Source organism: Acinetobacter sp. ANC 4470 (genome assembly GCF_002135335.1).
Taxonomy (GTDB): Bacteria; Pseudomonadota; Gammaproteobacteria; order Pseudomonadales; family Moraxellaceae; genus Acinetobacter.
The window spans coordinates 76,123-100,763 of sequence record NZ_NEGC01000003.1 but is presented as its reverse complement, the minus strand read 5'-3'; the positions used below and the strand labels follow the sequence as shown (position 1 = coordinate 100,763).

The 24,641-nt window shown below is 39.6% G+C and carries 26 protein-coding genes and 1 pseudogene; 9 read left to right on the top strand and 18 right to left on the bottom strand.

Annotated elements, in window-relative coordinates; genetic code table 11:
• Positions 1-110: 110 nt before the first annotated feature.
• From B9T25_RS05605 to B9T25_RS05585, 5 genes are all read right to left on the bottom strand, one after another.
• Positions 111-515, bottom strand: a complete 405-nt coding sequence (locus tag B9T25_RS05605) for a DUF3106 domain-containing protein (RefSeq protein WP_086187491.1) — start codon at positions 513-515, stop codon at positions 111-113.
• Complete coding sequence (locus B9T25_RS05600; RefSeq protein WP_086187490.1) at positions 505-825, bottom strand: hypothetical protein; 321 nt, start codon at positions 823-825, stop codon at positions 505-507. The genes B9T25_RS05605 and B9T25_RS05600 overlap by 11 nt, the downstream gene beginning before the upstream one ends.
• The gene (locus B9T25_RS05595) at positions 822-1,436 is read right to left on the bottom strand and encodes an RNA polymerase sigma factor (RefSeq protein ID WP_086187489.1); all 615 of its coding nucleotides are present in this window, start codon (positions 1,434-1,436) and stop codon (positions 822-824) included. Before B9T25_RS05595 ends, B9T25_RS05600 begins: the two co-directional genes overlap by 4 nt.
• A 165-nt stretch (positions 1,437-1,601) precedes the next feature.
• On the bottom strand, positions 1,602-2,378 hold the full coding sequence (locus tag B9T25_RS05590) for a TrmH family RNA methyltransferase (protein WP_086187488.1): 777 nt from the start codon (positions 2,376-2,378) through the stop codon (positions 1,602-1,604).
• Positions 2,379-2,429: 51 nt separating this feature from the next.
• The gene (locus tag B9T25_RS05585) at positions 2,430-3,404 is read right to left on the bottom strand and encodes a class 1 fructose-bisphosphatase (protein WP_086187487.1); all 975 of its coding nucleotides are present in this window, start codon (positions 3,402-3,404) and stop codon (positions 2,430-2,432) included.
• Between the two features lie 191 nt (positions 3,405-3,595).
• Here B9T25_RS05585 and B9T25_RS05580 point away from each other — a divergent pair, with 191 nt between their 5' ends.
• Positions 3,596-3,790 carry an NF038105 family protein gene (locus tag B9T25_RS05580; protein ID WP_086187486.1) on the top strand — a complete coding sequence of 65 codons (195 nt, stop codon included), beginning with the start codon at positions 3,596-3,598 and terminating at the stop codon, positions 3,788-3,790.
• A 55-nt stretch (positions 3,791-3,845) separates the two neighbouring features.
• Here B9T25_RS05580 and pal read toward each other — a convergent pair whose 3' ends face one another.
• The 6 genes from pal to ybgC all read right to left on the bottom strand — a co-directional run bounded on the left by pal (position 3,846) and on the right by ybgC (position 8,771).
• A complete protein-coding gene (gene pal / locus B9T25_RS05575) occupies positions 3,846-4,415 on the bottom strand; it encodes a peptidoglycan-associated lipoprotein Pal (RefSeq protein WP_086187485.1) in 570 nt (189 codons plus the stop codon).
• 38 nt (positions 4,416-4,453) lie between these two features.
• Positions 4,454-5,737: a Tol-Pal system beta propeller repeat protein TolB gene (tolB, locus tag B9T25_RS05570; RefSeq protein ID WP_171262740.1), complete on the bottom strand. Its 1,284-nt coding sequence runs from the start codon at positions 5,735-5,737 to the stop codon at positions 4,454-4,456.
• A 204-nt stretch (positions 5,738-5,941) separates the two neighbouring features.
• On the bottom strand, positions 5,942-7,189 hold the full coding sequence (tolA, locus tag B9T25_RS05565) for a cell envelope integrity protein TolA (protein ID WP_086187483.1): 1,248 nt from the start codon (positions 7,187-7,189) through the stop codon (positions 5,942-5,944).
• A gap of 3 nt (positions 7,190-7,192) precedes the next feature.
• Positions 7,193-7,642 (bottom strand): protein TolR, encoded by a 450-nt coding sequence (tolR, locus tag B9T25_RS05560; protein ID WP_086187482.1) that lies wholly within the window; start codon positions 7,640-7,642, stop codon positions 7,193-7,195.
• Entirely contained in the window at positions 7,642-8,340 is a 699-nt protein-coding gene (gene tolQ / locus B9T25_RS05555; RefSeq protein WP_086187481.1) for a protein TolQ, read from the bottom strand. Before tolQ ends, tolR begins: the two co-directional genes overlap by 1 nt.
• A 23-nt stretch (positions 8,341-8,363) precedes the next feature.
• Complete coding sequence (ybgC, locus tag B9T25_RS05550; protein ID WP_086187480.1) at positions 8,364-8,771, bottom strand: tol-pal system-associated acyl-CoA thioesterase; 408 nt, start codon at positions 8,769-8,771, stop codon at positions 8,364-8,366.
• Between the two features lie 227 nt (positions 8,772-8,998).
• On the opposite strand from ybgC, the pseudogene B9T25_RS05545 reads away from it, so the two are divergent.
• Positions 8,999-9,579 (top strand): annotated as a pseudogene (locus B9T25_RS05545) (hypothetical protein).
• A 145-nt stretch (positions 9,580-9,724) separates the two neighbouring features.
• On the opposite strand, the gene ruvB reads toward B9T25_RS05545, so the two are convergent.
• From ruvB to B9T25_RS05530, 3 genes are all read right to left on the bottom strand, one after another.
• A complete protein-coding gene (ruvB, locus tag B9T25_RS05540) occupies positions 9,725-10,729 on the bottom strand; it encodes a Holliday junction branch migration DNA helicase RuvB (protein ID WP_086187479.1) in 1,005 nt (334 codons plus the stop codon).
• Between the two features lie 223 nt (positions 10,730-10,952).
• Positions 10,953-11,555 carry a Holliday junction branch migration protein RuvA gene (gene ruvA / locus B9T25_RS05535; protein ID WP_086187478.1) on the bottom strand — a complete coding sequence of 201 codons (603 nt, stop codon included), beginning with the start codon at positions 11,553-11,555 and terminating at the stop codon, positions 10,953-10,955.
• A gap of 130 nt (positions 11,556-11,685) precedes the next feature.
• On the bottom strand, positions 11,686-13,026 hold the full coding sequence (locus tag B9T25_RS05530; RefSeq protein WP_086187477.1) for a deoxyguanosinetriphosphate triphosphohydrolase: 1,341 nt from the start codon (positions 13,024-13,026) through the stop codon (positions 11,686-11,688).
• Between the two features lie 573 nt (positions 13,027-13,599).
• Between B9T25_RS05530 and purL the strand changes: the two genes are divergently transcribed.
• The 4 genes from purL to B9T25_RS05515 all read left to right on the top strand — a co-directional run bounded on the left by purL (position 13,600) and on the right by B9T25_RS05515 (position 19,232).
• Entirely contained in the window at positions 13,600-17,430 is a 3,831-nt protein-coding gene (gene purL / locus B9T25_RS05525) for a phosphoribosylformylglycinamidine synthase (protein ID WP_086187476.1), read from the top strand.
• Positions 17,431-17,651: 221 nt separating this feature from the next.
• Positions 17,652-17,780, top strand: coding sequence for a KGW motif small protein (locus B9T25_RS14775; protein WP_265733489.1), 129 nt, complete (start codon positions 17,652-17,654; stop codon positions 17,778-17,780).
• Between the two features lie 84 nt (positions 17,781-17,864).
• The gene (locus B9T25_RS05520) at positions 17,865-18,884 is read left to right on the top strand and encodes a DUF4145 domain-containing protein (protein ID WP_086187475.1); all 1,020 of its coding nucleotides are present in this window, start codon (positions 17,865-17,867) and stop codon (positions 18,882-18,884) included.
• A gap of 30 nt (positions 18,885-18,914) precedes the next feature.
• Positions 18,915-19,232, top strand: a complete 318-nt coding sequence (locus tag B9T25_RS05515) for a YqfO family protein (RefSeq protein WP_086187474.1) — start codon at positions 18,915-18,917, stop codon at positions 19,230-19,232.
• Positions 19,233-19,440: 208 nt separating this feature from the next.
• On the opposite strand, the gene B9T25_RS05510 is transcribed toward B9T25_RS05515, so the two are convergent.
• Together B9T25_RS05510 and B9T25_RS05505 are read right to left on the bottom strand one after the other, a co-directional pair.
• Positions 19,441-20,199 (bottom strand): nitroreductase family protein, encoded by a 759-nt coding sequence (locus tag B9T25_RS05510; protein ID WP_086187473.1) that lies wholly within the window; start codon positions 20,197-20,199, stop codon positions 19,441-19,443.
• A 107-nt stretch (positions 20,200-20,306) separates the two neighbouring features.
• Positions 20,307-21,107, bottom strand: a complete 801-nt coding sequence (locus B9T25_RS05505; protein ID WP_086166033.1) for an enoyl-CoA hydratase — start codon at positions 21,105-21,107, stop codon at positions 20,307-20,309.
• Positions 21,108-21,211: 104 nt separating this feature from the next.
• Between B9T25_RS05505 and B9T25_RS05500 the strand changes: the two genes are divergently transcribed.
• Complete coding sequence (locus tag B9T25_RS05500; protein WP_086187472.1) at positions 21,212-21,787, top strand: nicotinate-nicotinamide nucleotide adenylyltransferase; 576 nt, start codon at positions 21,212-21,214, stop codon at positions 21,785-21,787.
• Positions 21,788-21,838: 51 nt separating this feature from the next.
• Positions 21,839-22,408 carry a YceI family protein gene (locus tag B9T25_RS05495; RefSeq protein WP_086187471.1) on the top strand — a complete coding sequence of 190 codons (570 nt, stop codon included), beginning with the start codon at positions 21,839-21,841 and terminating at the stop codon, positions 22,406-22,408.
• Between the two features lie 48 nt (positions 22,409-22,456).
• Here the strand turns inward: B9T25_RS05495 and argP are convergent, their stop codons facing one another.
• Positions 22,457-23,353, bottom strand: coding sequence for an HTH-type transcriptional regulator ArgP (gene argP / locus B9T25_RS05490; RefSeq protein WP_086187470.1), 897 nt, complete (start codon positions 23,351-23,353; stop codon positions 22,457-22,459).
• 138 nt (positions 23,354-23,491) lie between these two features.
• Between argP and B9T25_RS05485 the strand changes: the two genes are divergently transcribed.
• A complete protein-coding gene (locus B9T25_RS05485) occupies positions 23,492-24,097 on the top strand; it encodes a LysE/ArgO family amino acid transporter (protein ID WP_086187469.1) in 606 nt (201 codons plus the stop codon).
• A 72-nt stretch (positions 24,098-24,169) separates the two neighbouring features.
• On the opposite strand, the gene B9T25_RS05480 is transcribed toward B9T25_RS05485, so the two are convergent.
• Entirely contained in the window at positions 24,170-24,631 is a 462-nt protein-coding gene (locus tag B9T25_RS05480; protein ID WP_086187468.1) for a peroxiredoxin, read from the bottom strand.
• Positions 24,632-24,641: the final 10 nt, after the last annotated feature.

Sequence of the window (24,641 nt, the reverse complement as noted above, 5' to 3'; positions counted from 1 at the left end):
GTAGTGAAGGCTGAACTTAGAGCCAATACTTTGATTAACGAATCGTATGATTTAGCAAAGTTAAATCTAAAGAATATAATGACCATCTTTTTGATCGTCATTATATAAATTTAATGGTTTGTAGCTTCAGGCTGTAAATACTTATTAATGTATTCATCTCGAATAGCAGGTCTTTCTTCATGCGTTGCTTTTTGCATACGGATGCCTAAGTCTTTACGTTCTTGGCTGCTCATTTTTTGCCAAGTTTCACGCATTTTTTGCTTTTCTTGCTCTGGAAGTTGGGTAAACCAATCCATACGCTGATGTAAAGCCGAACCTTGTGCTTCAGGTAGTTCCTTTAGCGATTGATAACGTTGAATAAGTGCCCGTTGTTCAGCATCTGATAGCGTTTCCCATGTTTCTGCGACTTGCGTATCCGTATTTTTAGAAAAAATCCAAAAACGTTCAAAACCAGCAAAACTAGTTTGTAAAAATCCGAGTGCACAAAAAGCAAATGCTAATCTTTTAGCTGCCATGTGGAACTTTATCCTCACCTAAAACCATTAACATTTCCAAATCTTCAACCATTTGTGGTGAAAGTTTTGGAGTAACGACCACTTGATTTTGCGGTTCTTCGACCATTTCAATAGAATTGGGGAAGACCATAAACCCTGTAATTGCAGCGGCAAGTGCAAAACCTGACATTTTCCAAAGTCCGTAACGAGAAGTTTCTCGGTCTTGAATTTTTTCAATGACTTGATTCAACACAACAGGCTTGTCTTTATGATGTTGTGCCAGTCCATCGAGTTTGGAAGTAACTTGTTTTAAGAAATCATCTTGTTTCATTCGGATGACCCTCCACGATATGGATTCAAATGTGCTAAAGAAGCTCTAAGCCCTTGAATAGCACGGTGATAATGTGTTTTTACACTGCCTTCACTACATTCCATAATTTTCGCAGTGGTATGTGTATCAAAACCTTCCCAAGCACGAAGCATGAAAGCTTGTTGCTGTCGAACAGGAAGCTTAGAAATCGCTTCTTGTATTTCTTCAGCAGTCACGGCTTGATCAAGAAAATCAAATGGACTAGGCATATTTTCATCAACGATATCATTAAGTTCTATATCGTCATCATCTAAGCTGACCTTTTTAAAAAAAGAAAAAGGTTGTGCTCGACGGACTTCTTTTCTGCGCCAGTCTTGTAGTTTATGGTTCAAAATGGTGTAAAACAGGGGATACCATTCATCAGTCGATTTTTCAGCATATGCTTTATGTAAGGAAATGAATGCTTCTTGCACTAAATCCATAGCAATGCCTTGCTGACCTTGAGTCGCACTTTCCATCATCACTAAAGCACGTCCAGTCACATCCTGCATAAAAATTTTCAGGCGTTGTTCAGCCGTACTCTTAAGAGTACTTAAGTTTTCCGACTGAGACTGTTTTGGTGCTGAATCCATAGAGATGGAAAATCCTGTCATTGGATACCCACCATTATTTCCATATTCATACATACATAACGTTGGAAATAATGGTTTGGTTGACAAAAAAATTATTATTTTTTAGTGTAATCTATTTTAAACATTAACGAGCGATGTTTAAAATAAAGTAACGAAAGAACAGGCTTATAAACGTTGACGCACCATTTCAAAGAAACAAATAGAACCTGCAACGGCAACATTCAATGATTCTTGTCCACCGGGTTGTGGAATAGAAACCGCTTCAGCATGCTTAAGCGCATATGCAGATACGCCTTGACCTTCATTACCTAGAATCCAAACACACTGTTTTCTTAAGCTCTTTGAGTAAAGGCTTTCAGATTGGTGTGAGCTGGTGACGTAGACTGGTATGGTAAATTTTTCTAAAAGGTCTTCTAGTGCAATATTTTCATAAGTTTGCAGAGAAAAATGTGCACCCATTCCTGCACGAAGGACGCGCGGTGACCAAATAGATGCTGAACCTTTAGTACATACCACTTGTTCAATGCCTGCCGCAGCAGCTGAACGTAGTAAAGTTCCCACATTACCCGGATCTTGGATATTATCTAGAATGAGGGTGTCTTCTTTAAAGTTTAAGGCTTCAGTTGAGCTTGGTAAGTCTACAATTGCCAAGCATGCTAAAGATGTACCTAATGTACTTAAATCTTTATATAAAGATTCACTGATGACAAAAACATAACCATCATAGAGTTCATTGATTTTCTCTAAATCAGGATGGCTCATTGCCACTTCGGTGGTGAAAATAGAATGAATTTTACGATTTTTAGCTAACCAAGCAAGCGTTAGGTGTGTACCTTCAAGTACGGTTTGACGCTGTTTTTTACGGAATGAATTTTGTTCAATCAAACCACGTAAATGTTTGATTTTTGGATTATCTTTAGATTCAAGAAAAAAAGCTGGCATGGGAGAGTTATCCATGGAAGTAAGCGAATATACTGACTTCCATTTTATAAATTAATGGTGGTAGCGGGTTGCTAATTCAACTTCGTTTTTAGAACCAATGATCACTGGAACACGTTGATGAAGTTCAGTGGGTTGAATCTCAAGAATACGAACACGACCAGTAGTAGATGCACCACCAGCTTGTTCCATCAACATACTCATTGGGTTGGCTTCGTACATTAAACGCAGACGACCTGCTTTTTGTGGATCTTTGGTATCATATGGGTATAAGAAAATACCACTGCGGCAAAGAATACGGTGAATGTCGCCAACCATACATGCGACCCAACGCATATTAAAATCTTTGCCACGGGCTGCTGTTTTTCCATCTTGAAGTTCAGCAATATAGCGTTTTACGGGTTCTTCCCAATGACGTTGATTTGAGGCATTAATCGCATATTCTTGCGTATCGGCAGCAACTTGAATGTTGTCAGTCGTCAGCAAAAATTCTTGAGTTTCTGGGTCAAAAGTAAAGAATATAGTCCCTGCACCGACTGTAAGCGCCATCATGGTAGATGGACCATACAATACATAACCCGCAGCAACTTGTTCTGTCCCAGCTTGCATAAAGTCTTCAGCTTGGGTCACTGCATTTTTTGCAGGTAGGATAGAAAAAATGGTGCCTACACACATATTGATGTCGATGTTGCTTGAACCATCAAGTGGATCGAACAATACAAGGAATTTACCATTTTCTTGCGCAGGAGTGAATTCATCAAGTTCTTCAGAAGCTAAGCCACCGACTTGTGGATGAACTTTTAACGCATCAATTAAATAATCATTTGAGATGACATCGAGTTTCTTTTGAGTTTCACCTTGTACATTTTCATGTTCTGCACTACCCAATACACCTGCTAAGGCACCTTTTTGCAATGCTTGATCAATTGTTTTACAAGTATTTGAAATTGTTTCAACTACTTGAGCAAGTTCAGGCGTTAAGTTCCCTGTTTTTTGTTCTAAGAATTGGGAAAGGGTGAGGTATGACATGCTAGGAAAGCTCCAACTAGAAAATGATAAAAAATTATCAAAAGAATATGGGGACTCATTTTAGATGAGAACGAGACAAAAGAACAATTAAACTCGACTATTTGTCGTGATTTTGCGCTTGTAAGTTTTGAGGAAAATGCTATGTTTGATGTGAGCAGAGACTATTTAAATACAGCGATAGGAGCACAGTTATGACAACACAAAAGTTTGATGCGACTCCAACGCCAAATGAAGCGATGAATTTAGACGATATTTCTGCCGAGAAAGTGAAGGAAGCATGGAAAGATTACGAAGCTAAACCTGAATATAAAAAATTCAACAAGCATGATCTGATCGAATCTATGCAAAGCTCGTATGAAGAACCTGACGTATCTGAAAAAGTTTAAATGCTAATCTAAGTTAAAAAAGCGCTCAATTTGAGCGCTTTTTTATTAAAGGTCATTATTTTAATAATGGTGGAACTGCTTCGTAGTTAAGTTCTACGCGGCGATTTTCTTTCCAAGCATTTTCATCATGACCTGCATTAATTGGCATTTCTTTACCATAGCTTACAGCTTCTAATTGTGTTGCTGTAACACCATTGGTGATGAGGAAGCTTTCTACCGCTTTGGCACGACGTTCACCCAAAGCCATGTTGTATTCACGTGTACCACGTTCATCCGTATGACCCGTTAAAGCCACTTTCGAATTTGCATTCGCGACAAGAAATTGTGCATGTGCTTGAAGGGTTTGGTAGTCTTCATTGGAAAGATCGCTGCTGTCATAGTCAAAATGCACCACACGTTTTGCTAAGAATGCTTTGTTTGCTGCAGTCACACCTTTTGCAGAAGCGCCCGCTAAGTTTTGTGCATTGAGTGCTGCATCTTCACTTAAACCTTCGGTACTTACCGTACCTGATTCATTTGGATTTTGACCGACTTGAATGTCAGCAGCAGGTTTACGACTTGCACAACCCGTCATGATTAAAGTGGTTGCAAGAACAGGAAGTACCAATAATTTCACTAATTTCATTTTCATCTCCATGATCATCATTGCTTTAAATTAAATTGTTATTTAGGTGCCCAAGCTGGCTCACGAACTTCACCTTGTTCACTGGGTAAATTCATGCGGAAACGACCATCTAGTGACATGATGGACAATAATCCACGATTACTTTCACGTGTTGCATACACCACCATTTGCCCATTTGGGGAGAAACTTGGTGATTCATCCAAACTGGTTGGGGTCAGAATGTTAGTAATACCTGTATTGATGTCTTGAATGGCAACTTTGTAATTACTACCACTTGGACGATGGACTAACGCAATTTTTTTACCATCTGCACTCAAAGAACCTCGTGCATTAAATGCACCACGGAAAGTGAGGCGCTTACTTGAAGCATCGGCAAAGTTATAGCGATAAATTTGTGCTGAACCACCGCGGTCAGAGGTGAAAATAAAGGATTTACCATCTGGGGCATAACGGGCTTCAGTATCAATCGCACTATCATTGGTCATACGCTGTAACTGACGTGTTTCCAAATTCATTTGATAGATTTCAGGATTGCCATGCAGGGATGCAGTAAACAACATGCTTTGACCATCTGGAGAGAAACTTGGTGCACCATTTAAACCACGGAAGCTCGCGAGTTTTTCACGTTGTCCTGTCGCTAAATCTTGGACATAAATAGCAGGGCGTTTGGTTTCAAAAGAAACGTAAGCAATTTTCTTCGCGTCAGGTGTCCATGCTGGTGACAGGATGGGATCACGTGAAGTTAGAATGGTTTTAGGTTGTTCACCATCAGTATCGGCAATTTGTAGGGTATAGCGTTGTTCAGGTGTGGCTGGGTTACGTAATACATAAGCGATACGACCACTAAAGTCACCTGCAATTCCTGTTAGTGCTTGATAAATTGTATCACTAATCATGTGTCCAGCTTGGCGAATACGTGAAGCTGGAACTGTAAGTAACTCATTGAGTAGATATTGTTGTTTTTCTACATCATAGAGTTGATAGTGAATTTCAAAGCTGCCATTTTCAGTTGTCTTGACTGTACCTGTGACTAAATAGGGAACACCCGCAGTTTTCCATGCCTCTGCATTTGGAGCATTCATACTTGCTGTTGCAGGTAAATTTTTTGAAGCACTAGAAAACTTACCAGAACGATTTAAGTCATTTTCGACAATGGGATAAATGCTTTGATCATTATTGAAGGGAATAATGGCAATTTTCGGTGCTGCTTCTGGCGCTTTAGCAATTTCTAAATGCAGTTGTGCATGAGATTGGGTGGCCAAAACTGGACTTAATGCTGTCAAAATGGTGAGGCAAAGTAGATGTTTACGCGTCATTTCCATCATCTGCTACGTACTCTAAAAGATGTAAATTATTGTGAATTCGGTTGTGTCACATAATGGCATGATTTTAAATTATTAAAAGTACATCATTATGTCAAAACTGTTATAAGACTGTGAAAAATGAGTGAGATTTCATTGTTTTTGTGAAGGTTGAATTTAAATAAAAAAAATAGCCATATCAAATTCAATTGATATGGCTATTTTTTATTTCGCGGTAAAGCTAGAGGTAAATGTTTTAGCTTCACGTCGGGCATCTGGATCTGACGGCATTGGATAAGGTGCTGCCGCACGTACAGCGGCTTCTACGCTGGCTTTCATATCTGGATCACTTGAGTTCACAATGACAGATTGAACTGCACCACTGTCGCTTAAAGTTACACGGGCAGTCGCTTTTTGACCTGATGAACCGTTTGGAATATCCCAAGCACGTTTAACTTTATTTTCAAAATCACGCTTTGCAGTGGAAGCAATTTTCTTTGCTTCTGCTTTTTTAGTGGCAGCTTCTTCTGCGGCTTGTTTTGCAGCCGATGCTTTAGCTTCTTCAGCAGCATCCGCTTTAGCTTTATTTGCAGCGTCGGCTTGGGCTTTATTTGCAGCGTCAGCTTTGGCTTTATTTGCAGCATCCGCTTGGGCTTTATTTGCAGCATCCGCTTGGGCTTTATTTGCTGCATCCGCTTTAGCTTTATTTGCAGCGTCGGCTTTAGCTTTATTCACAGCATCAGCTTTAGCTTTGTTTGCAGCATCAGCTTTGGCTTTATTTGCAGCATCCGCTTTAGCTTTATTCACAGCATCAGCTTTGGCTTTATTTGCAGCGTCCGCTTTAGCTTTATTCACAGCATCAGCTTTGGCTTTATTTGCAGCGTCGGCTTTAGCTTTATTTGCAGCGTCGGCTTTGGCTTTATTTGCTGCATCCGCTTTTGCTTGATTCGCTGCATCAGTTCTCGCTTTTTCAGCAGCATCGGCTTTGGCATCAGCGTCCGCTTTGGCTTTTTTAGCAGCTTCAATCTTGGCTTTATTCACAGCATCAGTTTTAGCTTGATTCGCAGCATGGGCTTGGGCTTTGGCAGCAGCTCGTTGTTCTGCTTGACGCAATGCTTCTGCTGCTTTGGCTTCCTGTACGGCTTTCTGTGTATCAGCTTTTGGAGTTACAGGCGCTGGTGGTGTAACTGGAATAACAGGAGCAGGTTCAACACTCGGTTCCGCCGTTTGTTGCACTTGTTCCGCAACCTTTTCATCTGCTGTTTCTGCCGAATCTGTTTGTTCTAAAGGGGTAGGCTCAGGTGGGGGTAAATCTTCTGGTGTGATTAAAACCATTTTAATTTGTTTAGGTGGTTCGACAGGTTTACTCATGCCTAAAAAAAGTAAGCCAGTGATTGCCACCACATGGACAGCAACGGTAAATCCAAGCGCAATGGTTTTTTCTTTAGATGGTGGCTTTTTGAAATCTTTCATACTTTATTCTAAAGGCTGAGTGAGTAAACTAACTTGTGTTAAACCCGCATCTTGAAGACTAGACATTAAAGCCATGACATCTCCATAGGGACGAGTGTTATGACCGTTAATGACAACGTTCAGCTCTTTATTCTCATCTTTGGCTTTGGTTTGTGCTTCAACTAAAACACCCGTGAGCTGAGTGAGATCTACTGGGCCGTTTTTTTGGTTTTTATATTCCACATAATAAAGACCATCTTTATCTAGAGTGACGATGGTCGGTGCATCTTTAGATTCAATGGGATTGCCATTGGCTTGGGGTAAGTCCACTTTAATCCCACTGGTGATCATGGGTGCAGTGACCATGAAAATCACTAACAGTACCAACATAACGTCAATATAAGGAACGACGTTCATCTCACTTTTTAGGGGTTTTTTGACACGCTCAAAGCGTCCAGAACGTTGAATCGCCATTAGTCATTTTCCTGTGTGGAACTCACAGTTTGACGTTGTAATAGCGCCACCATTTCCTCAGCAAACAATGCACGGTCTGAATAGACGGTTTCACCTTTCGCTGTGTAATGGTTAAATGCCAATACCGCAGGAATTGCAGCAAATAAACCAATGGCGGTTGCAATGAGTGCTTCAGCAATACCCGGAGCAACCGTTGCAAGTGTTACTTGGTCAACATCTGCCAGACCAATAAAGGCATTCATGATGCCCCAAACCGTACCAAATAAACCGATATAGGGTGCAACAGAACCAATACTGGCCAATGCGCCTAAGCCTTGTTCAAGTCCACCTTGGTCACGACTTAAACCGACACGTAAAATACGTTCAGTACCATCAATGGTTTGTTGGGTGGTTGCTTGGTATTTTTTGAGTTTAAAAAATTCACCAATGCCTTGATAGAAAATATCTTCTAAACCGATACGTTTCGAATTAAGTTGTGCGTTGTTGTATAGCGTATTCAGTTCTGCGCCAGACCAGAAGATTTTTTGAAAATGTTCATCATCGGCCTGGGCTTTTTTATAACTCATATGTAACTTGGCAATCAGATACCAACTGTATAACGATGCCAGTAGCAGCACCAACATGACCAGTTGAACGACAGGACTTGCTTGTAAAATAAGATCTGATACGTGTAGAGAAGATTCTAGTTGTGTTGCCATAGTTACATGTGCCAATAATATTTTTATTCCTGAGCTAATTCTTTTTGAATTAATTCACGGATTTCGTGGGGAATTCTACAAGGTTTCATTTCAGCACTAATACATGCCAACTCCACCTCGCCAGAAGCAAGCATGATTTCACCACGATAAATATTTTGTTGCAATACAAAAGACGTAGCTTTACACGAAACTACACTTGCTGTAACGGTAATCAGGTCATCCATAAGAATAGGACGTGAATATTTCAAGGCAATTTTATGTACCACAAAGTTGTAGTCTTTTTGATGCCAGTAATGATCTACACCTGATGCACGAAGCCATTCGGTGCGGGTACGTTCCATGAAACGAATATGATTAGCATGGTAAACAATTCCACCTGCATCTGTATCTTCGATATATACACGGATTTGGAATTCGAATTTATTCGCCATGATTTTGTTCCATTTGTGATTCGGTTTTGTGCTTTAAAGCCGTACTTTTAGGGAAGTTTTCATCTTTTAAAATGAAGTGGTTTTCGCTAAGAGTCAAGTTCTGTATAGCGTGGAAGTTTAGCACTCTGAGCTTTTCCTCCAATGGCACAAGGTTTCAAATACAATTTGAAGTTATATAAAATTGTTGATGAACTGGATACACTTTTCATGTTCTGGGGGAACATGCAATACATCGATATATAAAGTGGCTGATCGCACTGGTAATAGGCTATGCGCTTTGGTCGTATTGGGCTGCCCTCATTTTGGTATTCAGGATTCAACTGATGATCAAGTGGTTGATGGTGTGCATCACAGTGATCAGTTTGTTATGACCAATTTGGCACCCTATGTAGGTGAGTTTCGTGTTTTGTCCAAAGAAAACTATAGCTTTGGGCGTGAAGCTGAACTCAGTCCAGTCGATTTTGCTTTAGGCTGGGATCGAATGGCAGATCCTGCTGTTTATAAGCAGTTGTCAATTCGACAGAGTAACCGTTGGTATTATTGGCAGTATGAAAATGCACCGCCTATTCCTGTGCAGGAAATTCAAAGCCAGAGTGCCAATACGCATTTAATTCCTGCAACTAAAGCTATTGCCAAACAATTGGCTCAAATTGATCAAGATAATTTGATTTATTTAAAAGGGCAGTTGGTTGAAGTGAAGGCTCAAGATGGATGGACGTGGCGTAGTTCCCTTAGCCGTGAAGATACTGGAAATGGTGCATGTGAGTTGATGTTGGTGGAAGAGGTTAGAGTGATTTCTAAGTTGTAATGAAATTCCTTCTCTGTTTATTAAAGAAGAGTGTTAGGGAGAGAGTTTTTAGTAGCTAAATTTCAATAAATAAAATTTTAGCAGAAGATCCAGCTTTGAATGAATTGTTTTAGATAAGCTTATTTTACAAGCTTATCTACGGTTGTTAATTTTTCGGTTCAGGTGGTGTCATACCAAACTGTAAGTACGCCATATTGGTGGCAATACGCCCACGTGCTGTACGCATCGCATAGCCTTGCTGAATCAAATACGGTTCAATGACATCTTCTAAGGTGCCTGAATCTTCTGCCATAGCCGCAGCCAAAGCTTCAACACCAGCAGGACCACCATCAAAACGTTCTAACAACATCGACAAATAACGACGGTCTAAAGTGTCCAAACCATCTTTATCGACATTCAGCATGTCTAATGCACGTTGTGCCATATCTTGATTGACTTCACCAGTACCTTTGACTTGAGCATAGTCACGAACACGACGCAGTAAACGATTGGCAATACGTGGTGTACCGCGTGCGCGACGGGCAATTTCTTTAGCACCATCGGCAGTCATGGGAACATTCATTAAGCTGGCTGAACGTGACACAATGTGGGTGAGGTCAGCAACCGAATAAAACTCTAAACGCTGCACAATACCAAAACGGTCACGTAGCGGAGAGGTCAGTAAACCTGCACGAGTTGTTGCCGCAACCAAAGTAAACGGTGGTAAGTCTAGTTTAATGGAGCGTGCGCCCGGTCCTTCACCAATCATAATATCGAGTTGGTAGTCTTCCATTGCAGGGTAGAGAATTTCTTCAATCACAGGTGAAAGACGGTGAATTTCATCAATAAATAAAACATCACCTTCTTCAAGATTGGTCAGCATGGCTGCCAAGTCACCGGCACGTTCCAGTACTGGACCTGAAGTGGACTTTAAGTTACCACCCATTTCACGTGCAATAATATTGGCCAGTGTGGTTTTACCCAAACCGGGTGGACCAAAAATTAAAGTATGGTCAAGTGCTTCACCACGGCCACGTGCCGCACCAATAAAGATTTCCATTTGCTCACGCACTACAGGTTGACCCACATAGTCATCCAGTGAAGTGGGGCGAATGGCACGATCAAAATGATCTTCAGGTTTTTCAGAACCACTGATTAAACGGTCTTGCATAATGATTTAGATTTACCTTTGGGGCATCAATTGAGTCTGTGATGATTCATACAGCCTCAGATAAATATTTGAGTTTAGATGCCATTGTGTAGGCATAACTTTACTTTTGACAGATGAGCAGTATACCGCGCAAGGTAACAAAACCCTTTTGTTAAACAGAGGATACGTCCTGTATCCCAGTTTAACTGGCGACATCCATGTCTAGTATTTGATTTAAATCTTTTTATCTATTCATCGACTTTAACGCAGCACGAATAATATCACTGGCTTCGGTAAAATCTGCTTTTACGGCATTAATCAGTTTTTGCGCTTCAGCAGGTTTATAACCAAGTGATTGTAACGCAGCTTCTGCTTCGGCAACGGGTGAATTCGAATTGAATTGAATTTGAGTTGTGGTCGAGTTTACCGAGGTTGAACCTGATGCAAGTGTTTTAAAGCGATCACGGAGTTCAATCATCAAACGTTCAGCGGTTTTTTTACCCACACCCGGAACTTTAATGAGTGTATTGATATCTTCATTTTCAACGGTATGAATCAGCAGGTCGATACTTAAAGTGGACAGGATACCTAAAGCCATTCTAGGACCAACGCCGTTTACTTTGAGGAGGGTACGGAAAATGGTTTTTTCTTGTGCATCTAAAAAGCCATAAAGTAATTGCGCATCTTCACGTACGGTTAAATGCGTCCATAACGTGACTTTTTGCCCCTTTTGTAATTGGCAAAAGGTCGAAAGTGGGGTGTCCACCTCATAGCCAACGCCATTTACATTTAATAATACTGTTGGTGCTTCCAAAGCAAACACTTCACCAATGAGACATCCAATCATTTTGATTTTTTCACTTATCTATCGTTCGTTGCATAGTAGTGAGCATTTGCCATAAAGGCAAAATGCTCGGTAGATTTTTTGCTGAAATGATCAGCAAAAGTATTTAATGAAGCTGTATTATTTTAACTGTTTAGATTAAACCCGCTTTATTGCCTTGAAGTTCTTGTGACAAGTTATAAGCCTGATGATCGGAAAACTTCGAAATAATGTCTAAGACCTGCATGATATTTTCATAATGGTTACTTTCAAAATTCACACCTGCACGTTGTAGCATCGACATTAAGCGTTGTTCTTTGAAACTCAAGGTTTTGTGTGGCGTCGTTAGCGGAATAAAAGCATCCAAAATATTTTGTAGACTTTGATGAGCAATAATCTCTAAGCCTGCCTTTTGTGGATGTTCAAAAATTTTGTCGCGGGCTAAGTTCTTTGCCCGTTCAATTCCCCGTTCAATATCTTCAGAGCAATATTGCAATAAGCTACCTTTGAGTTGACCGGATAAAATTTCAAAGTGATGTTTAGCAAAGGCTGTAGTCACTTCATCGACCAGACGTTTCATCACACGACCTCGTAAAGCGGCAATTTTTTGCTGCCATGTTGTGGAGGGGAGAGACAGTTCGGATGGTTTGCCATAGTCGGCAATCAAATCAAGAAAAATAGGTTCTACTTCTTCATAAGACAGCATATTTAAAATAATGCCATCTTCAAGGTCAATCAGGGCATAACAGATGTCATCTGCTGCTTCTAAAAGATAAGTTAGAGGATGACGGCAATAGTGATATTCGCCCAGTTGAATTAAACCGAGTTGTTCTGCAATCTGTTTTAGAATTTCTTTTTCTGATTGATAACAACCAAATTTTGCTCGCTGACTGGCAGGACGATCGCCTTGCGATGCAATGGTTTTAGATAGCCAAGGATACTTTAAGTAAGCGCCTAATGTTGCGTAAGTCAGGCGCATACCACCATCATTGGGATGATAATCAATTTTAGTCAGTAGACGTAAACCTTGTGCATTGCCTTCAAATTGGCGTACATCTGCTTGTTCTTCTGCAGTGAGTTTTTCTAAAAAGTTACCATGCGAAGCATCATCAAACCATTCACGAATGGCATATTCACCAGCATGTCCAAAAGGGGGATTACCAATATCATGCGCGAGGCAGGCCGCTTGAATAATTGCGCCAACATCGGCTGGGGAAATCCATACAGGCAGTTGATCTTTGATTTTTTCAGCTGCCAACATCCCCAAAGAGCGACCAATACAAGATACTTCAAGAGAGTGAGTTAAACGCGTATGAATGCCATCGTGTTGTGTCAGCGGGTGAACTTGAGTTTTACGATTTAGTTGTCGAAAACTTTGTGAAAAAATAATGCGGTCATAATCTTTATGAAATGGGCTACGTGCCTGTTCTGTACTTTGTTTTTTGCTACCAATACGAACTGTTGAAAGCAGTTCAAGCCAACGCATTTGAGTCATTTATCATTATTCAGTTATCGCTTGTCAGCATCATGCCAAAAAACTAAAAAAAGCACTAGAGCAGGGCGACATGATTTGTCTTATATCTTGTCGTGTTTTTTGAAGATACTTTTAATTCGTGTTTATTTGGGTTTTTATGAAAACGTGGAATTTTAATAGCAAGTGATACTGCACTATTTGGGGGTGCAGTTCTTGTAATGAGCATTATTTTATTGAATGCATAGATGAAAGGCGATGTATTAGAGTTTAAGCCATAGCAGTACAGTATTTTGATCCTAAGTCACTGGAAATTACAGCTAAAACAGTCGGGTATTGACTAGGAATATTGGCTTCACAATAGCCCGAAGTGTGTTAAATAATATTTAGAAACAAGATATTTATAGATCAGATAGAAGGGGAATTCAAAACTTTTAGCTGAAAATTAAAGTATTCTTAAGCGATCTTGCTTGAATAGATGGCACATTCGTGAATTTCTATCTAGCTGATTTGGTCAATACGAAGTAGAATATGCGCTCTCTCTAAGTCACATTGGCGGTATGGTCCAAAAGACCTGCCCGTGGAGCCAAAATCAGCATGTTTATCGTGGCCGGTGCGCAAGCACACTCTTCTTTTAAGAAAACTCAACTCTTAAACCGCCTCGCGTCATTGAGTTCTGTTCAATCAATTGAAAGTCAATGGATTTATCTGTTTGATCAAGCGCTCAACGAGCAGCAGCATCAATCTGCATTACAACTATTAAATGATGGTGCTTCTTTTGAAGTTCGCCAAGCCGCAAGTGATGAAATTCAAATTCTTGTCACACCACGTTTAGGTACGATCTCTCCGTGGTCGTCTAAAGCAACGGATATTTTTACCAACTGTAATACGCCTATACACCGCCTTGAACGCGGTGTTTTGTTTACTTTAAAAGGTGTTTCTGAAATATCTGCTGAAGTGAAACTTGCGTTACATGACCGCATGACTGAAAGCGTATTCAATCAAATTGATGATGCTTCTGCATTATTTTCTGAAACTGAGCCAAAACCTTTAAATTCAATTGATATTTTAGGTCAAGGTAAAGAAGCATTGGTTAAAGCCAATTCTGAATTTGGTTTTGCACTGTCTGATGAAGAAGTTGATTATTTAACTGCCGCATTTACCAAAATGGGTCGTAACCCAAATGACATCGAACTCATGATGTTTGCACAAGCGAACTCAGAGCATTGTCGTCATAAAATCTTTGGTTCTGAATGGACCATTGATGGTGAAAAACAACCTTTATCATTGTTCCAAATGATTAAGAACACCTATAAAGAATCTCCTACAGATGTGTTGTCAGCATATAAAGACAACGCTTCTGTTATCGTAGGTTATGACACGCAACGTTTTTATCCAAAACCAGATGAAAATGGTCACTACGTTTATAAATATAAGAGCCAAGCTGCTCACATTTTGATGAAAGTGGAAACCCATAACCATCCTACAGCGATTGCGCCATTTGCAGGTGCAGCGACGGGTTCGGGTGGTGAAATTCGTGATGAAGGTGCGACAGGTCGTGGCGGTAAACCTAAAGCAGGTTTAACGGCATTTACCACGTCTAACCTGAATATTCCGGGCTTCGAACAACCGTGGGAAGAGAACTACGGCAAACCATCTCGCATGGCATCTCCGTTGCAAATTATGATTGAAGGTCCACTGGGTGGCGCTGCATTCAATAATGAATTTGGTCGTCCTGCATTAAATGGTTACTTCCGTACCTTTGAACAAAATGTAAATGGCGAAGTTAAAGGTTTCCACAAGCCGATTATGATCGCTGGTGGTTACGGCAATATTCGTCCTGACCATGTAGAAAAAGATGCAATCCAACCGGGTGATTTGCTCATCGTGTTGGGTGGCCCTGCAATGCTGATTGGTTTAGGCGGTGGCGCAGCATCTTCAGTAGACAGTGGTAAATTGGGTGAAAACCTAGACTTTGCTTCGGTACAACGTGAAAACCCAGAAATGGAACGTCGTTGCCAAGAAGTGATTGATACGTGCTGGCGTTTTGAAGATTCCAACCCAATCGTTTCGGTACATGATGTAGGTGCGGGTGGTGTTTCCAATGCAATGCCTGAGCTTGTGAATGATCACGAACTCGGTGCGGTGTTAAATCTTCGTAAGATTCCTTCATTAGAGCCAGGCATGTCTCCAATGGAAATCTGGTCAAACGAAGCACAAGAACGTTATGTATTGGCGATTCGTCCAAGTTCTTTAGCATTATTTGAATCGATCTGTGCACGTGAGCGTTGCCCATTTGCAGTGTTGGGTGAGGCAACTGAAGCGCGTCATTTAACCGTTGAAGATCCATTGTTTGATAACAAAGCTGTGGATATGCCAATGCAAGTCATGCTGGGTGGTACACCTCGCATGAGCCGTTCTTTTGAGTCAATTGAACGCCAAGGTGATGACTTTGATGCATCAGAAGTTGATTTGAAAGAAGCGATCTACCGTGTTCTTAAAAATCCAACAGTTGCCTCTAAATCATTCCTAATTACCATTGGTGATCGCTCAATTACCGGTATGGTTGCACGTGACCAAATGGTCGGTCGCTGGCAGGTTCCTGTAGCGGATGCTGCGGTAACAACCACAAGTTTAGTCGGCTTCACAGGTGAAGCAATGGCGATGGGTGAGCGCCCTCCTGTTGCATTATTAAATCCTGCTGCATCTGCACGTTTGGCTGTGGCTGAAGCAATCTCCAATATTATGTGTGCCAACATCGAACAGATCAGCGACATTAAATTGTCTGCAAACTGGATGGCGGCAGCGGGTCAAACAGGTGAAGATCAAGCCTTGTTTGAAGGTGTTAAAGCCATTGGTATGGAAATGTGCCCTGCACTTGGAATTGCAATTCCAGTCGGTAAAGACTCATTGTCTATGCGTACCACATGGAATGATGAAGGAATTGATAAATCAGTGACTTCACCAATGACCGGTGTGATTACCGCATTTGCACCAGTGGGTGATGTACGTAAAACACTGACACCTGAATTGAAAAATGAAGATTCAGTATTGGTTCGTATTGACTTGTCTAAAGGTCAATTCCGCCTTGGCGGTTCGATCCTTGCGCAGGTTTATAAAGCGATTGGTTCAATCACTCCTGATGTTGATAGCTTTGACGACTTCAAAGCATTCTTTGCTTTAGTTCAAGATTGGAACAACCGTGGCTTAATCAAGGCTTATCATGACATCGGTGATGGTGGTTTACTCGCAACTGTTGCAGAAATGATGTTTGCATCACGCTTGGGTGTAGCACTACAAGATCAATCTACAGACAGTTTATTTGCTGAAGAAATTGGTGCAGTGCTTCAAATCAGCGCGTCTGATTGGGAAGCACTTCAAGCAGAAGTTGCAGCATCAACATTAAAAGATGCAATTGCTGTAGTGGGTACAGTCAATACAACCGATACTTTAACGATTAATGGTTTGAACTTAGACCGTGCTGATTTACAACAAGCATGGACTGAAGTATCGCATCAAATCCAACGTTTACGTGACAATGTTGAAACAGCAGATCAAGAATATAGCTTGATTGCCAACAAAGAACACCAAGGTATCATCGCATTACCAACATTTGACTTAAATGAACCTGTTGAAGCGCCGTATATCAATTCACGTCGTCCAAGTATGGCAATTTTACGTGAACAAGGTGTCAATGGTCATATCGAAATGGCAGCGGCATTCGATAAAGTGGGCTTCAATACTGTTGACGTTCACATGAGTGATCTGATTGCGGGTCGTGTTGATCTTGATGATTTCGAAGGTCTGGCAACGTGTGGCGGTTTCTCTTACGGTGACGTTATGGGTGCAGGGGGCGGTTGGGCGAAGTCTATTCTATTCAACCCTAAACTTCGTGACCAATTTGAGAAATTCTTTAACCGTGATGGAACCTTCTCTTTAGGTGTTTGTAATGGTTGTCAAATGCTATCGCAATTGGCTCCACTTATTCCGGGTGCTGAGAACTGGCCGCGTTTCCACCGTAATACTTCAGAAATGTTTGAAGCGCGTGTGGCGAATATCCGCATTGAAAAATCAAACTCTGTATTGTTAGAGGGTATGGAAGGTTCGATTTTACCAATCGCAATTGCGCATGGTGAAGGTCGTGTCGTTGCAAGTAGTGAGAACATTGCTGCTTTAAATGCAGGCAACCAAGTCAGCCTACGTTATGTAGATAGCTTCGGTAACACAACACAGCACTATCCATTGAATCCGAATGGTTCGCCAGAAGGGATTACAGGTGTAACGTCTACTGACGGTCGTGCAACGATTATGATGCCGCATCCTGAACGTAACTTCCGTGCAATTCAGCATTCTTGGAAACCAGAAGAATGGACTGAAGATGGTGCATGGTTACGTATGTTCCGTAATGCACGTAAGTTTATTGGTTAATCTGAAGTAAATTTTTAAAGCCACCTTCGGGTGGCTTTTTTATTTGGCTGTATTTTTTTCTTTAAATTTTTTAATTCTCCTGCTGGACTTGGTTTAGATTTTGCTTTTATATTGGAGTGAAATACGTTTTGTATGTTTTGTGCGCAATGATGATGCAATATAGACCAAAGATGATGAACTCAATATAAGTTCAGGATTGAATCTCGAAATGAGGTGACACAATGCTAAAAACGATGACATATACGACCGTTGATAAAACAGCGCTGCGTAAGAAAGGCTGGAAGCTATTTGTGGTGGTTGTGAGTTTACAATTGGTCTTTTTGATTTTGGGTTATGCTTTACAAATGTGATAGAAAAACCACCGAAAGGTGGTTTTTTTATGCTAATTTATTACTGTGCTTAAATTATATTAAATTGATTTATATAGAAATTATATGAAAAATAGTATTCCAGTAATAACTGCTAATTTTGAACCTTTCAAAGTTGTTTTACAAAATGAAACTGAGCAATCATGGTTGGCTTCGTTAGATGAGATTAATAATAATAACTATGATTATGAAGGATTTAATGAGATTGTTGGAGTTGTTGATATAGGTATTTCCCCATACTCATTAGCAATAAGTAGAGATGGAACTTTACATTTGCCAAGAATAAATAAATATCTAGACTTAACTATAGCATTGTTTGAATTTAATCAATTCTTAACCTGCTTATTTTTAGGCGGGGAATATTGTGAAGTGGTTTGGTCAGATGATATAGGATTTGGATTCATTTTTGAGAATAAAACCTCAATGATTTGCAGTGGTGCAGAAGGAAAAGCAGGAAAATTTCATAGGCAAGCCAAAGTAGGTCATCTAAGCATGGCTGAAAGGATTAACTTACATATTCCTCAAGCTGTAAGCTTAAAAAAATTAAAAGATAGTTACGATAAAGGGAAAGTTATAGTTAATTTTTTAGAAAATATGTCATTCCAACCATTATTATATGGTGCAACTTTTTATAGGAATAGAAATTATTCAGAAAGTTTAATTAATTTTTGGTCAATGACTGAAATATTGATAGAAAAATATTGGAAAGATAAAATTTTATCTTCTTCAAAAGATCATAAAATTGCTATCAAAATAAATGTTTTATATGAGAGCGGATTAATTAAATCTGATTTAAAAACTAACTTAGATTGTGTTAGAAATGCGAGAAATAAATTAGCTCATCGAGGCAAATTGCCAGATGTTGAAACTGTTTTATTAGCAATTGAATGTGTTTTTAAAATTTTATCTTTAGTGGCTTCTAATTTTGAGAAATGTGATGAATATAGTTATTTAATCACAATGTTGGAAAAAGTTGGTTTAGCTAATAAAGTGATTTTTAGTGTAGATCAGGAAATAGAGATTACTACATGGTTTGAAAGTTTTGAAGATTCAAGTAATGTAAATTTTTTTACTGTTAATCGTTGAAATAGTAATTAATTGGGAGGATTAAATTAAATGCTCAAACTGATCTACTACGTCCCCGAATCCCACCTCGAATTCACCAAGCTTGCTATCTTTGAAGCAGGTGCAGGCGGTATTGGCAATTATGAACATTGTGCTTGGCAAGTATTAGGTACAGGGCAATTTAAACCTGTAAAGGGCGCGAATCCGTTTATTGGTGAGCTAGACACTTTAGAACAAATACCTGAATGGCGTGTCGAAACTATTGTTCCTGATGATAAAGCATCTGCCGTCGCAAAAGCTTTAAAAGCAAGTCATCCGTATGAAGAGCCTGCTTTTGATTTTATTCAAATGGTCGATGTTCAGTATTAATGTGAATTTTTTGATTCGTCGAAGTTATAGATGAATTGTGATACAGGGAGGGTGACATGGATGTCACCCGTTAGACAGAGGTTCATGGATGAATCTTCTGTCTAACAAAGGATTTTGGTTACTTTGATCCTTCAAAGTAACGTATGTCTGCACGTAATTAGATACTGTCACAGCTGAAATTTGAGACTGTGACTTTGCTTTTGATAAATTAAATCTTCTGAATAAATAAATTACGGTCAAAACGGTACTGTGGGAAGAAGACTCCGTCTTCCGCGCGTTCACCCGCAGCAATCACCATCACGGGGTATTGTTGGTCATTCAATTTTAATATTTTGCATACTAATGGTTCGTCAAAACCTTCCATCATACAGCTGTCAAAATCATAAGCACGTAAAGCCAGTACAAGGTTTTCACAGGCTAAAGCTGTGGTTTTACTGGCCCAAAGCTTGGCATCTGCTGGATTGAATGCTGTTACAGGCAATTGCTTGTCAAACTGACGTGCAACTTTGAAAGCCACTTTCTTAAAGTTACCAAGCGCATTGAAGTAACCTGTTTTATAGTTATAAGGAATAAAACGATAATACTTTTGTACGGTTGCAGGTGCTTCAGGGAAAGGAAACTCACTGATATTCTTCTTCGCCATTTCATCTAAACGGTCAGTACGTGCCACACAAACAATTAATTCCGAAGCCGTTTTTGCAGCCAATTGATTCAAACAGGCTTTGACCAATTGCTTTTTTTTCGCTACTGATTGCACCACATAAAATGTCCACGGCTGTAAGTTGGAGGAGTTTGGTGCCAGTAAAGCCAAGTCTAAACAATCATCTAACACTTCTGTAGGAATGGCTTTGTCAGTAAATTTACGTACCGAACGACGACTTGTAACGACCTTCTTAAAGTTTTCGACATCAATATCCTGCGGTGCAGGTTCGTAATAGCGTTTTTTTTCAGCGTTATTCTGAGACATAATGTTCGCCTAATATGAAAGTGTTTAAGAAAATAGAATGATTTAAAGTATAAAACCACTTAGCAATCTAAATCACTAAGTGGTTTTTAATTTTTAAGTGCTTAAATTTAGTTAAATTGAGCAAAGTCAGGCTTACGCTTTTGCATAAATGCAGCCACGGCTTCAGCCATTTCTGGTGAAGATACACGCTGCATAAAGATCACAGCTTCATCATCTACACAGTCTAAAATTTCTTGTAAATTATGTTTCATTAAAGCTTTGGTTTGCTTAATAGATGCCAATGGTAGTGCCGCTAAAGTTTGTGCTTGTTTCAATGCATGTGCATAAACATCATCTTCAATGCTATTAACCAACCCTGCATTTAAGGCTTTTTCGCTGTTAAATTTTTGTGCAGTGAACAGAAGCTCAGCAGCTTTGTGATAACCAGCTTGCTGAATGAGTAATTTGCTTGAAGCACCTTCAGGTGAAAGACCAAGGCTTACAAATGGAATTTGGAATAGGGCAGTGTTGTCGCTATAGACCAAATCGGCATGCAGTAGAATTGTTACACCAATACCAATCGCAACACCGCGTACCGCACAAATCAGCGGTTTAGAGAATTTCGCAGCAGATTTTAATACTACAAAAGGAGGTGCATCACCTGCTTTACCTGCCAGTGGCGTTTGAATAAACTGCATGAAGTCCTGCATGTCATTACCAGCACTGAAATCTGCATCAGCACCACGTAAAATCACCACGCGAACCTCTTTATCTTGATCGGCTTCATCTAAAGCCTTGGCAATCCATAAATAAAGTTCGCCATATAAGGCATTTTTTGCTTTTGGTCGATTAATGGCTAAAGTCAGTACGCCATTTTCTAAATTCGCATCCAAATGTTCATGAGGTTGTTGAATACAACTAAGTGTCATCGTACTATCCTTGCTTTAAAACTTAATTTAATTTTATGGCGTTTATTATGTCGTAAATTGATTTGAGTGGCACAACTCATGAGTCATAAAAAATTTGATCCCTTATGAATTATACCTTTGATTATCTCGTTTTTATTGGTCGTTTTCAGCCTTTTCATTTGGCACATATGCAAACCATTAAAATTGCCTTGCAACAAAGTCAGCAGGTGCTTTTGGCACTGGGTTCAGCGCAAAATGAACGCAATATTAAAAATCCGTTTAGTGCGAATGAACGCGAAAACATGATTTTATCTAACTTTTCAGCAGCGGATCAACAGCGGATTAAATTTGTGTATGTTATTGATGTCTATGATGATAAAAAATGGCAAAAATTGCTGACATCGCTTGTCGAGGATGTTATTGATTTTGAAGACAAAGTTGGTTTAATTGGTCACTTTAAGGATGAATCTTCCTATTATCTTCAACTTTTTCCACAATGGAAGATGGTTGAACTGGATAGTCTAAAAGATGCCATTTCAGCGACTCCGCTGCGTGAAGCCTATTATCGTGGGGAAATTATCGAATCGGCTATTCCACTCGGAACCAGTGAGTTTTTACAGCAATTTCAGCAGACAGCTACTTACCAACAATTGCAGCACAAATACCTGACACAAGATAAAAGCAATCTTGAAGAATCTTAAGTAAGCTTTTAGGTTGGGGCAAAAAATTGCAACGATTTAGGAGTGGACAGGATGAATATCACAACCACAATGAAAAGCGTCTTAATTGCTGGCGTAGTTAGTCTAAACATCGTTGCTCAAGTCAATGCACAGGAGTGGATACTTACAGCACAAACTTATGTTGGTTTTGATATCCAATCGATGGGTTTTTCTATTGTGAAAGGGAAGTTTAACCAAGTTCAGTCCAGTATGAGCTTTGATCTAGAAGCACCACAGAATGCTTCGGCTACGTTTGTATTGGATATAAATAGCCTAAGTTTGAGTAAACCGTCACTGAGAAATTTGATTTTAGGTGAAGATTTATTTTATGCAGAAAAATACACGACTGCGACTTTTAATAGTCATGAATTTATATTCTTAGGCAATGATCACTATAGTATAAAAGGTGATTTAACTTTGCGTGGTGTTACTAAACCTGTAATCCTAGATACGTTTTTAAAACCCAATACAGCCAATCCACGACTCATTGATGTTGAATCCAGAGCAGTGCTTAATCGCAGTGATTTTGGTATGAAAAAAGCATTCGGTGGTATAGGGGAAAAGGTGAATATTGAGGTGTCTGGACAATGGCAAGTTAAATAACACAAGATCATTCAGCTCAAAATTAAACAATCTAGTCTTGCCGCCTTTTTATGCCTGATTCATTTTAAGATGTGCTTGTTGCAGCAAGGTCTCTGTCAGTTTTTCCAGTGCTACAGATTGCCGTTTCCAGTGATGCCAGTACAGCATAATTTCAGTACGAAATTGAGGGAGAATCTCAACTAATTCCGCAGTTTCTAAGCGTAAACCGATTTGATATTCAGGTAGCATGCCAAAACCAAGTCCAATGCAAATCGCTTCTGCAAAGGCATTTGATGATGGAATATAGTGATGTGGATAGCTATCAGAGGTTAAACCATAGTGTTTTAAAATAATATCGGTATGGATCTGATCTCTGTCATTATAAATAACGGCAGGTGTCACTTTTAGATTTTCACGGTTGATGCCATTTGGAAACCATTTTTGTACAAATTGTGGCGTTGCCACCATCCGATAAGTCATTGTGCCTAAAGGTTCGGCAAGACAACCTTTCATGGTAATAGCTTCAGTTGAAATACAGGCATTCACCAATCCAGCTTCCAATAAATGATGGGTTTGCGTTTGGTCAGCTACTTTGAGGTGAAGCACAATTTTCTCATCAATTAGCGTTTCTTGAATAGTGGAAAGCAGCCACGTTGTTAAAGAGTTATCATTGGTTGCAATATTGATTTGATAAAAAGAAGAATTGGCGATTTGCCCAGTTAAATTTTGAAGTAAGTTTTGTTCTAGTAAACGACTATGTTGCAAGTAATGTAATAGCGATTGACCTGCTTGCGTTACTCGGCAAGGACGTTCACGGAGAATGAGGATATGTCCTAAAGTTTTTTCTAAGCTTTGTACCCGTAAAGTTACAGCAGAAGCGGTAATGTAAAGTCGTTCAGCTGCGAGCTCAAAACTTCCTGTCTCTGCAACGGCTAAAAAGGCATCACATTGTTTACTGTTCAGCATAACTTTTGCTTCGTTCTTTTCACTTGTAGCAATGACTATAAACTAAATATAATTTAGTTAAATTGATATTTTCTTAATTATATTTAGTTTCGTGTAAAAGCATTGATAATGCATTTCAGCCAAAAGAGCATAAAGTTGATGCTGTATACATATCTACAAGGTTTTGCAATAGGTTTAAGTCTTATTGCCTCTATTGGAGCGCAAAATGCATTTGTACTGAAACAAGGCTTAAAGAAACAAGCCGTGTTCTGGGTTTGCTTTGTCTGTGCGCTTTCCGATTCTATTTTAGTGGCGCTGGGTATCACTGGTTTTGCTAGCGTGATACAGGTCTATCCTGAGGTTGTTGGTTTTGCCAAATGGGCTGGAGCTGTGTTTTTATTGTGGTATGGATTACAACATGCGATACAAGCCTTTCAGTCGAATCGGTCATTGCATGCTAGTCCGCAAAACGAAATTAAATTGAGTAAAATTATTTTTGTGTGTCTGGCTTTAACTTGGTTAAACCCACACGTGTATTTAGATACTGTGGTTTTAATCGGATCTATTTCGACTCAATTTGAGCAAACCAAACTATATTTTGCTTTGGGCGTAATCACCGCTTCTTGGTTATTCTTTTTTAGTCTGGGTTATGGTGCTCGAGTGTTAATACCCGTCTTTGCAAATCCTAAAGCATGGAAAGTGTTAGATGTTGTTATTGCATTAATTATGTGGAGCATTGCAATTTCTTTAATGATGACTGTCTAAATGATAATTACCTAAATGATGAGTAGCTAAAGGCAAAAGCCCAAAACGAGCTTGGGCTTTTAGCTGCGATATTTAAACAGCTTGTAAGACTTTTAAATCAGCTAAAACCTGTTCTGCATGTCCAGCTGCTTTGACTTTACGGTATTCTTTGACCAGCTTGCCATTATGGAAAATGAAAGTTGAGCGCTCAATGCCCATCACTTTTTTACCATACATATTTTTTTCTTTAATGACATCAAAGTGCTTACACAACACTTCTTCTTTATCACTAATCAAATTAATGCTGAGTGATTGTTTTTCAGTAAAGTTTTGATGTGCTTTTACCGAATCACGTGAAATACCCATAATCGTGGTATTTAACGCTTTAAATTGATCTTTCAAAGCAGAAAAATCGACTGCTTGCGTCGTACAACCTGGCGTTGAATCTTTTGGATAAAAATACACAATCAGCCATTCTGATGGAAGGGTCGATAAGTTAACTTCGCCAGTGGTTGTTGGGAAGTCTTGGTTTGGCAATTGAATATTTTCAGTCATGCTTTAATCC

Bases quoted from the DNA above. Each gene is read 5' to 3' on its own strand.
- purL (WP_086187476.1), top strand. From the start codon at position 13,600: ATGTTTATCGTGGCCGGTGCGCAAGCACACTCTTCTTTTAAGAAAACT.
- B9T25_RS05515 (WP_086187474.1), top strand. From the start codon at position 18,915: ATGCTCAAACTGATCTACTACGTCCCCGAATCCCACCTCGAATTCACC.
- B9T25_RS05495 (WP_086187471.1), top strand. From the start codon at position 21,839: ATGAATATCACAACCACAATGAAAAGCGTCTTAATTGCTGGCGTAGTT.
- B9T25_RS05580 (WP_086187486.1), top strand. From the start codon at position 3,596: ATGACAACACAAAAGTTTGATGCGACTCCAACGCCAAATGAAGCGATG.
- B9T25_RS05600 (WP_086187490.1), bottom strand. From the start codon at position 825: ATGAAACAAGATGATTTCTTAAAACAAGTTACTTCCAAACTCGATGGA.
- B9T25_RS05595 (WP_086187489.1), bottom strand. From the start codon at position 1,436: ATGGATTCAGCACCAAAACAGTCTCAGTCGGAAAACTTAAGTACTCTT.
- tolR (WP_086187482.1), bottom strand. From the start codon at position 7,642: ATGGCGATTCAACGTTCTGGACGCTTTGAGCGTGTCAAAAAACCCCTA.
- tolA (WP_086187483.1), bottom strand. From the start codon at position 7,189: ATGAAAGATTTCAAAAAGCCACCATCTAAAGAAAAAACCATTGCGCTT.
- B9T25_RS05590 (WP_086187488.1), bottom strand. From the start codon at position 2,378: ATGCCAGCTTTTTTTCTTGAATCTAAAGATAATCCAAAAATCAAACAT.
- B9T25_RS05520 (WP_086187475.1), top strand. From the start codon at position 17,865: ATGAAAAATAGTATTCCAGTAATAACTGCTAATTTTGAACCTTTCAAA.
- pal (WP_086187485.1), bottom strand. From the start codon at position 4,415: ATGAAATTAGTGAAATTATTGGTACTTCCTGTTCTTGCAACCACTTTA.
- B9T25_RS05510 (WP_086187473.1), bottom strand. From the start codon at position 20,199: ATGTCTCAGAATAACGCTGAAAAAAAACGCTATTACGAACCTGCACCG.
- tolB (WP_171262740.1), bottom strand. From the start codon at position 5,737: ATGGAAATGACGCGTAAACATCTACTTTGCCTCACCATTTTGACAGCA.
- B9T25_RS05605 (WP_086187491.1), bottom strand. From the start codon at position 515: ATGGCAGCTAAAAGATTAGCATTTGCTTTTTGTGCACTCGGATTTTTA.
- B9T25_RS05505 (WP_086166033.1), bottom strand. From the start codon at position 21,107: ATGACACTTAGTTGTATTCAACAACCTCATGAACATTTGGATGCGAAT.
- ruvA (WP_086187478.1), bottom strand. From the start codon at position 11,555: ATGATTGGATGTCTCATTGGTGAAGTGTTTGCTTTGGAAGCACCAACA.
- ybgC (WP_086187480.1), bottom strand. From the start codon at position 8,771: ATGGCGAATAAATTCGAATTCCAAATCCGTGTATATATCGAAGATACA.
- tolQ (WP_086187481.1), bottom strand. From the start codon at position 8,340: ATGGCAACACAACTAGAATCTTCTCTACACGTATCAGATCTTATTTTA.
- B9T25_RS05480 (WP_086187468.1), bottom strand. From the start codon at position 24,631: ATGACTGAAAATATTCAATTGCCAAACCAAGACTTCCCAACAACCACT.
- argP (WP_086187470.1), bottom strand. From the start codon at position 23,353: ATGCTGAACAGTAAACAATGTGATGCCTTTTTAGCCGTTGCAGAGACA.
- B9T25_RS05500 (WP_086187472.1), top strand. From the start codon at position 21,212: ATGAATTATACCTTTGATTATCTCGTTTTTATTGGTCGTTTTCAGCCT.
- B9T25_RS05530 (WP_086187477.1), bottom strand. From the start codon at position 13,026: ATGACTCAAATGCGTTGGCTTGAACTGCTTTCAACAGTTCGTATTGGT.
- B9T25_RS05585 (WP_086187487.1), bottom strand. From the start codon at position 3,404: ATGTCATACCTCACCCTTTCCCAATTCTTAGAACAAAAAACAGGGAAC.
- ruvB (WP_086187479.1), bottom strand. From the start codon at position 10,729: ATGCAAGACCGTTTAATCAGTGGTTCTGAAAAACCTGAAGATCATTTT.
- B9T25_RS05485 (WP_086187469.1), top strand. From the start codon at position 23,492: ATGCTGTATACATATCTACAAGGTTTTGCAATAGGTTTAAGTCTTATT.
- B9T25_RS14775 (WP_265733489.1), top strand. From the start codon at position 17,652: ATGCTAAAAACGATGACATATACGACCGTTGATAAAACAGCGCTGCGT.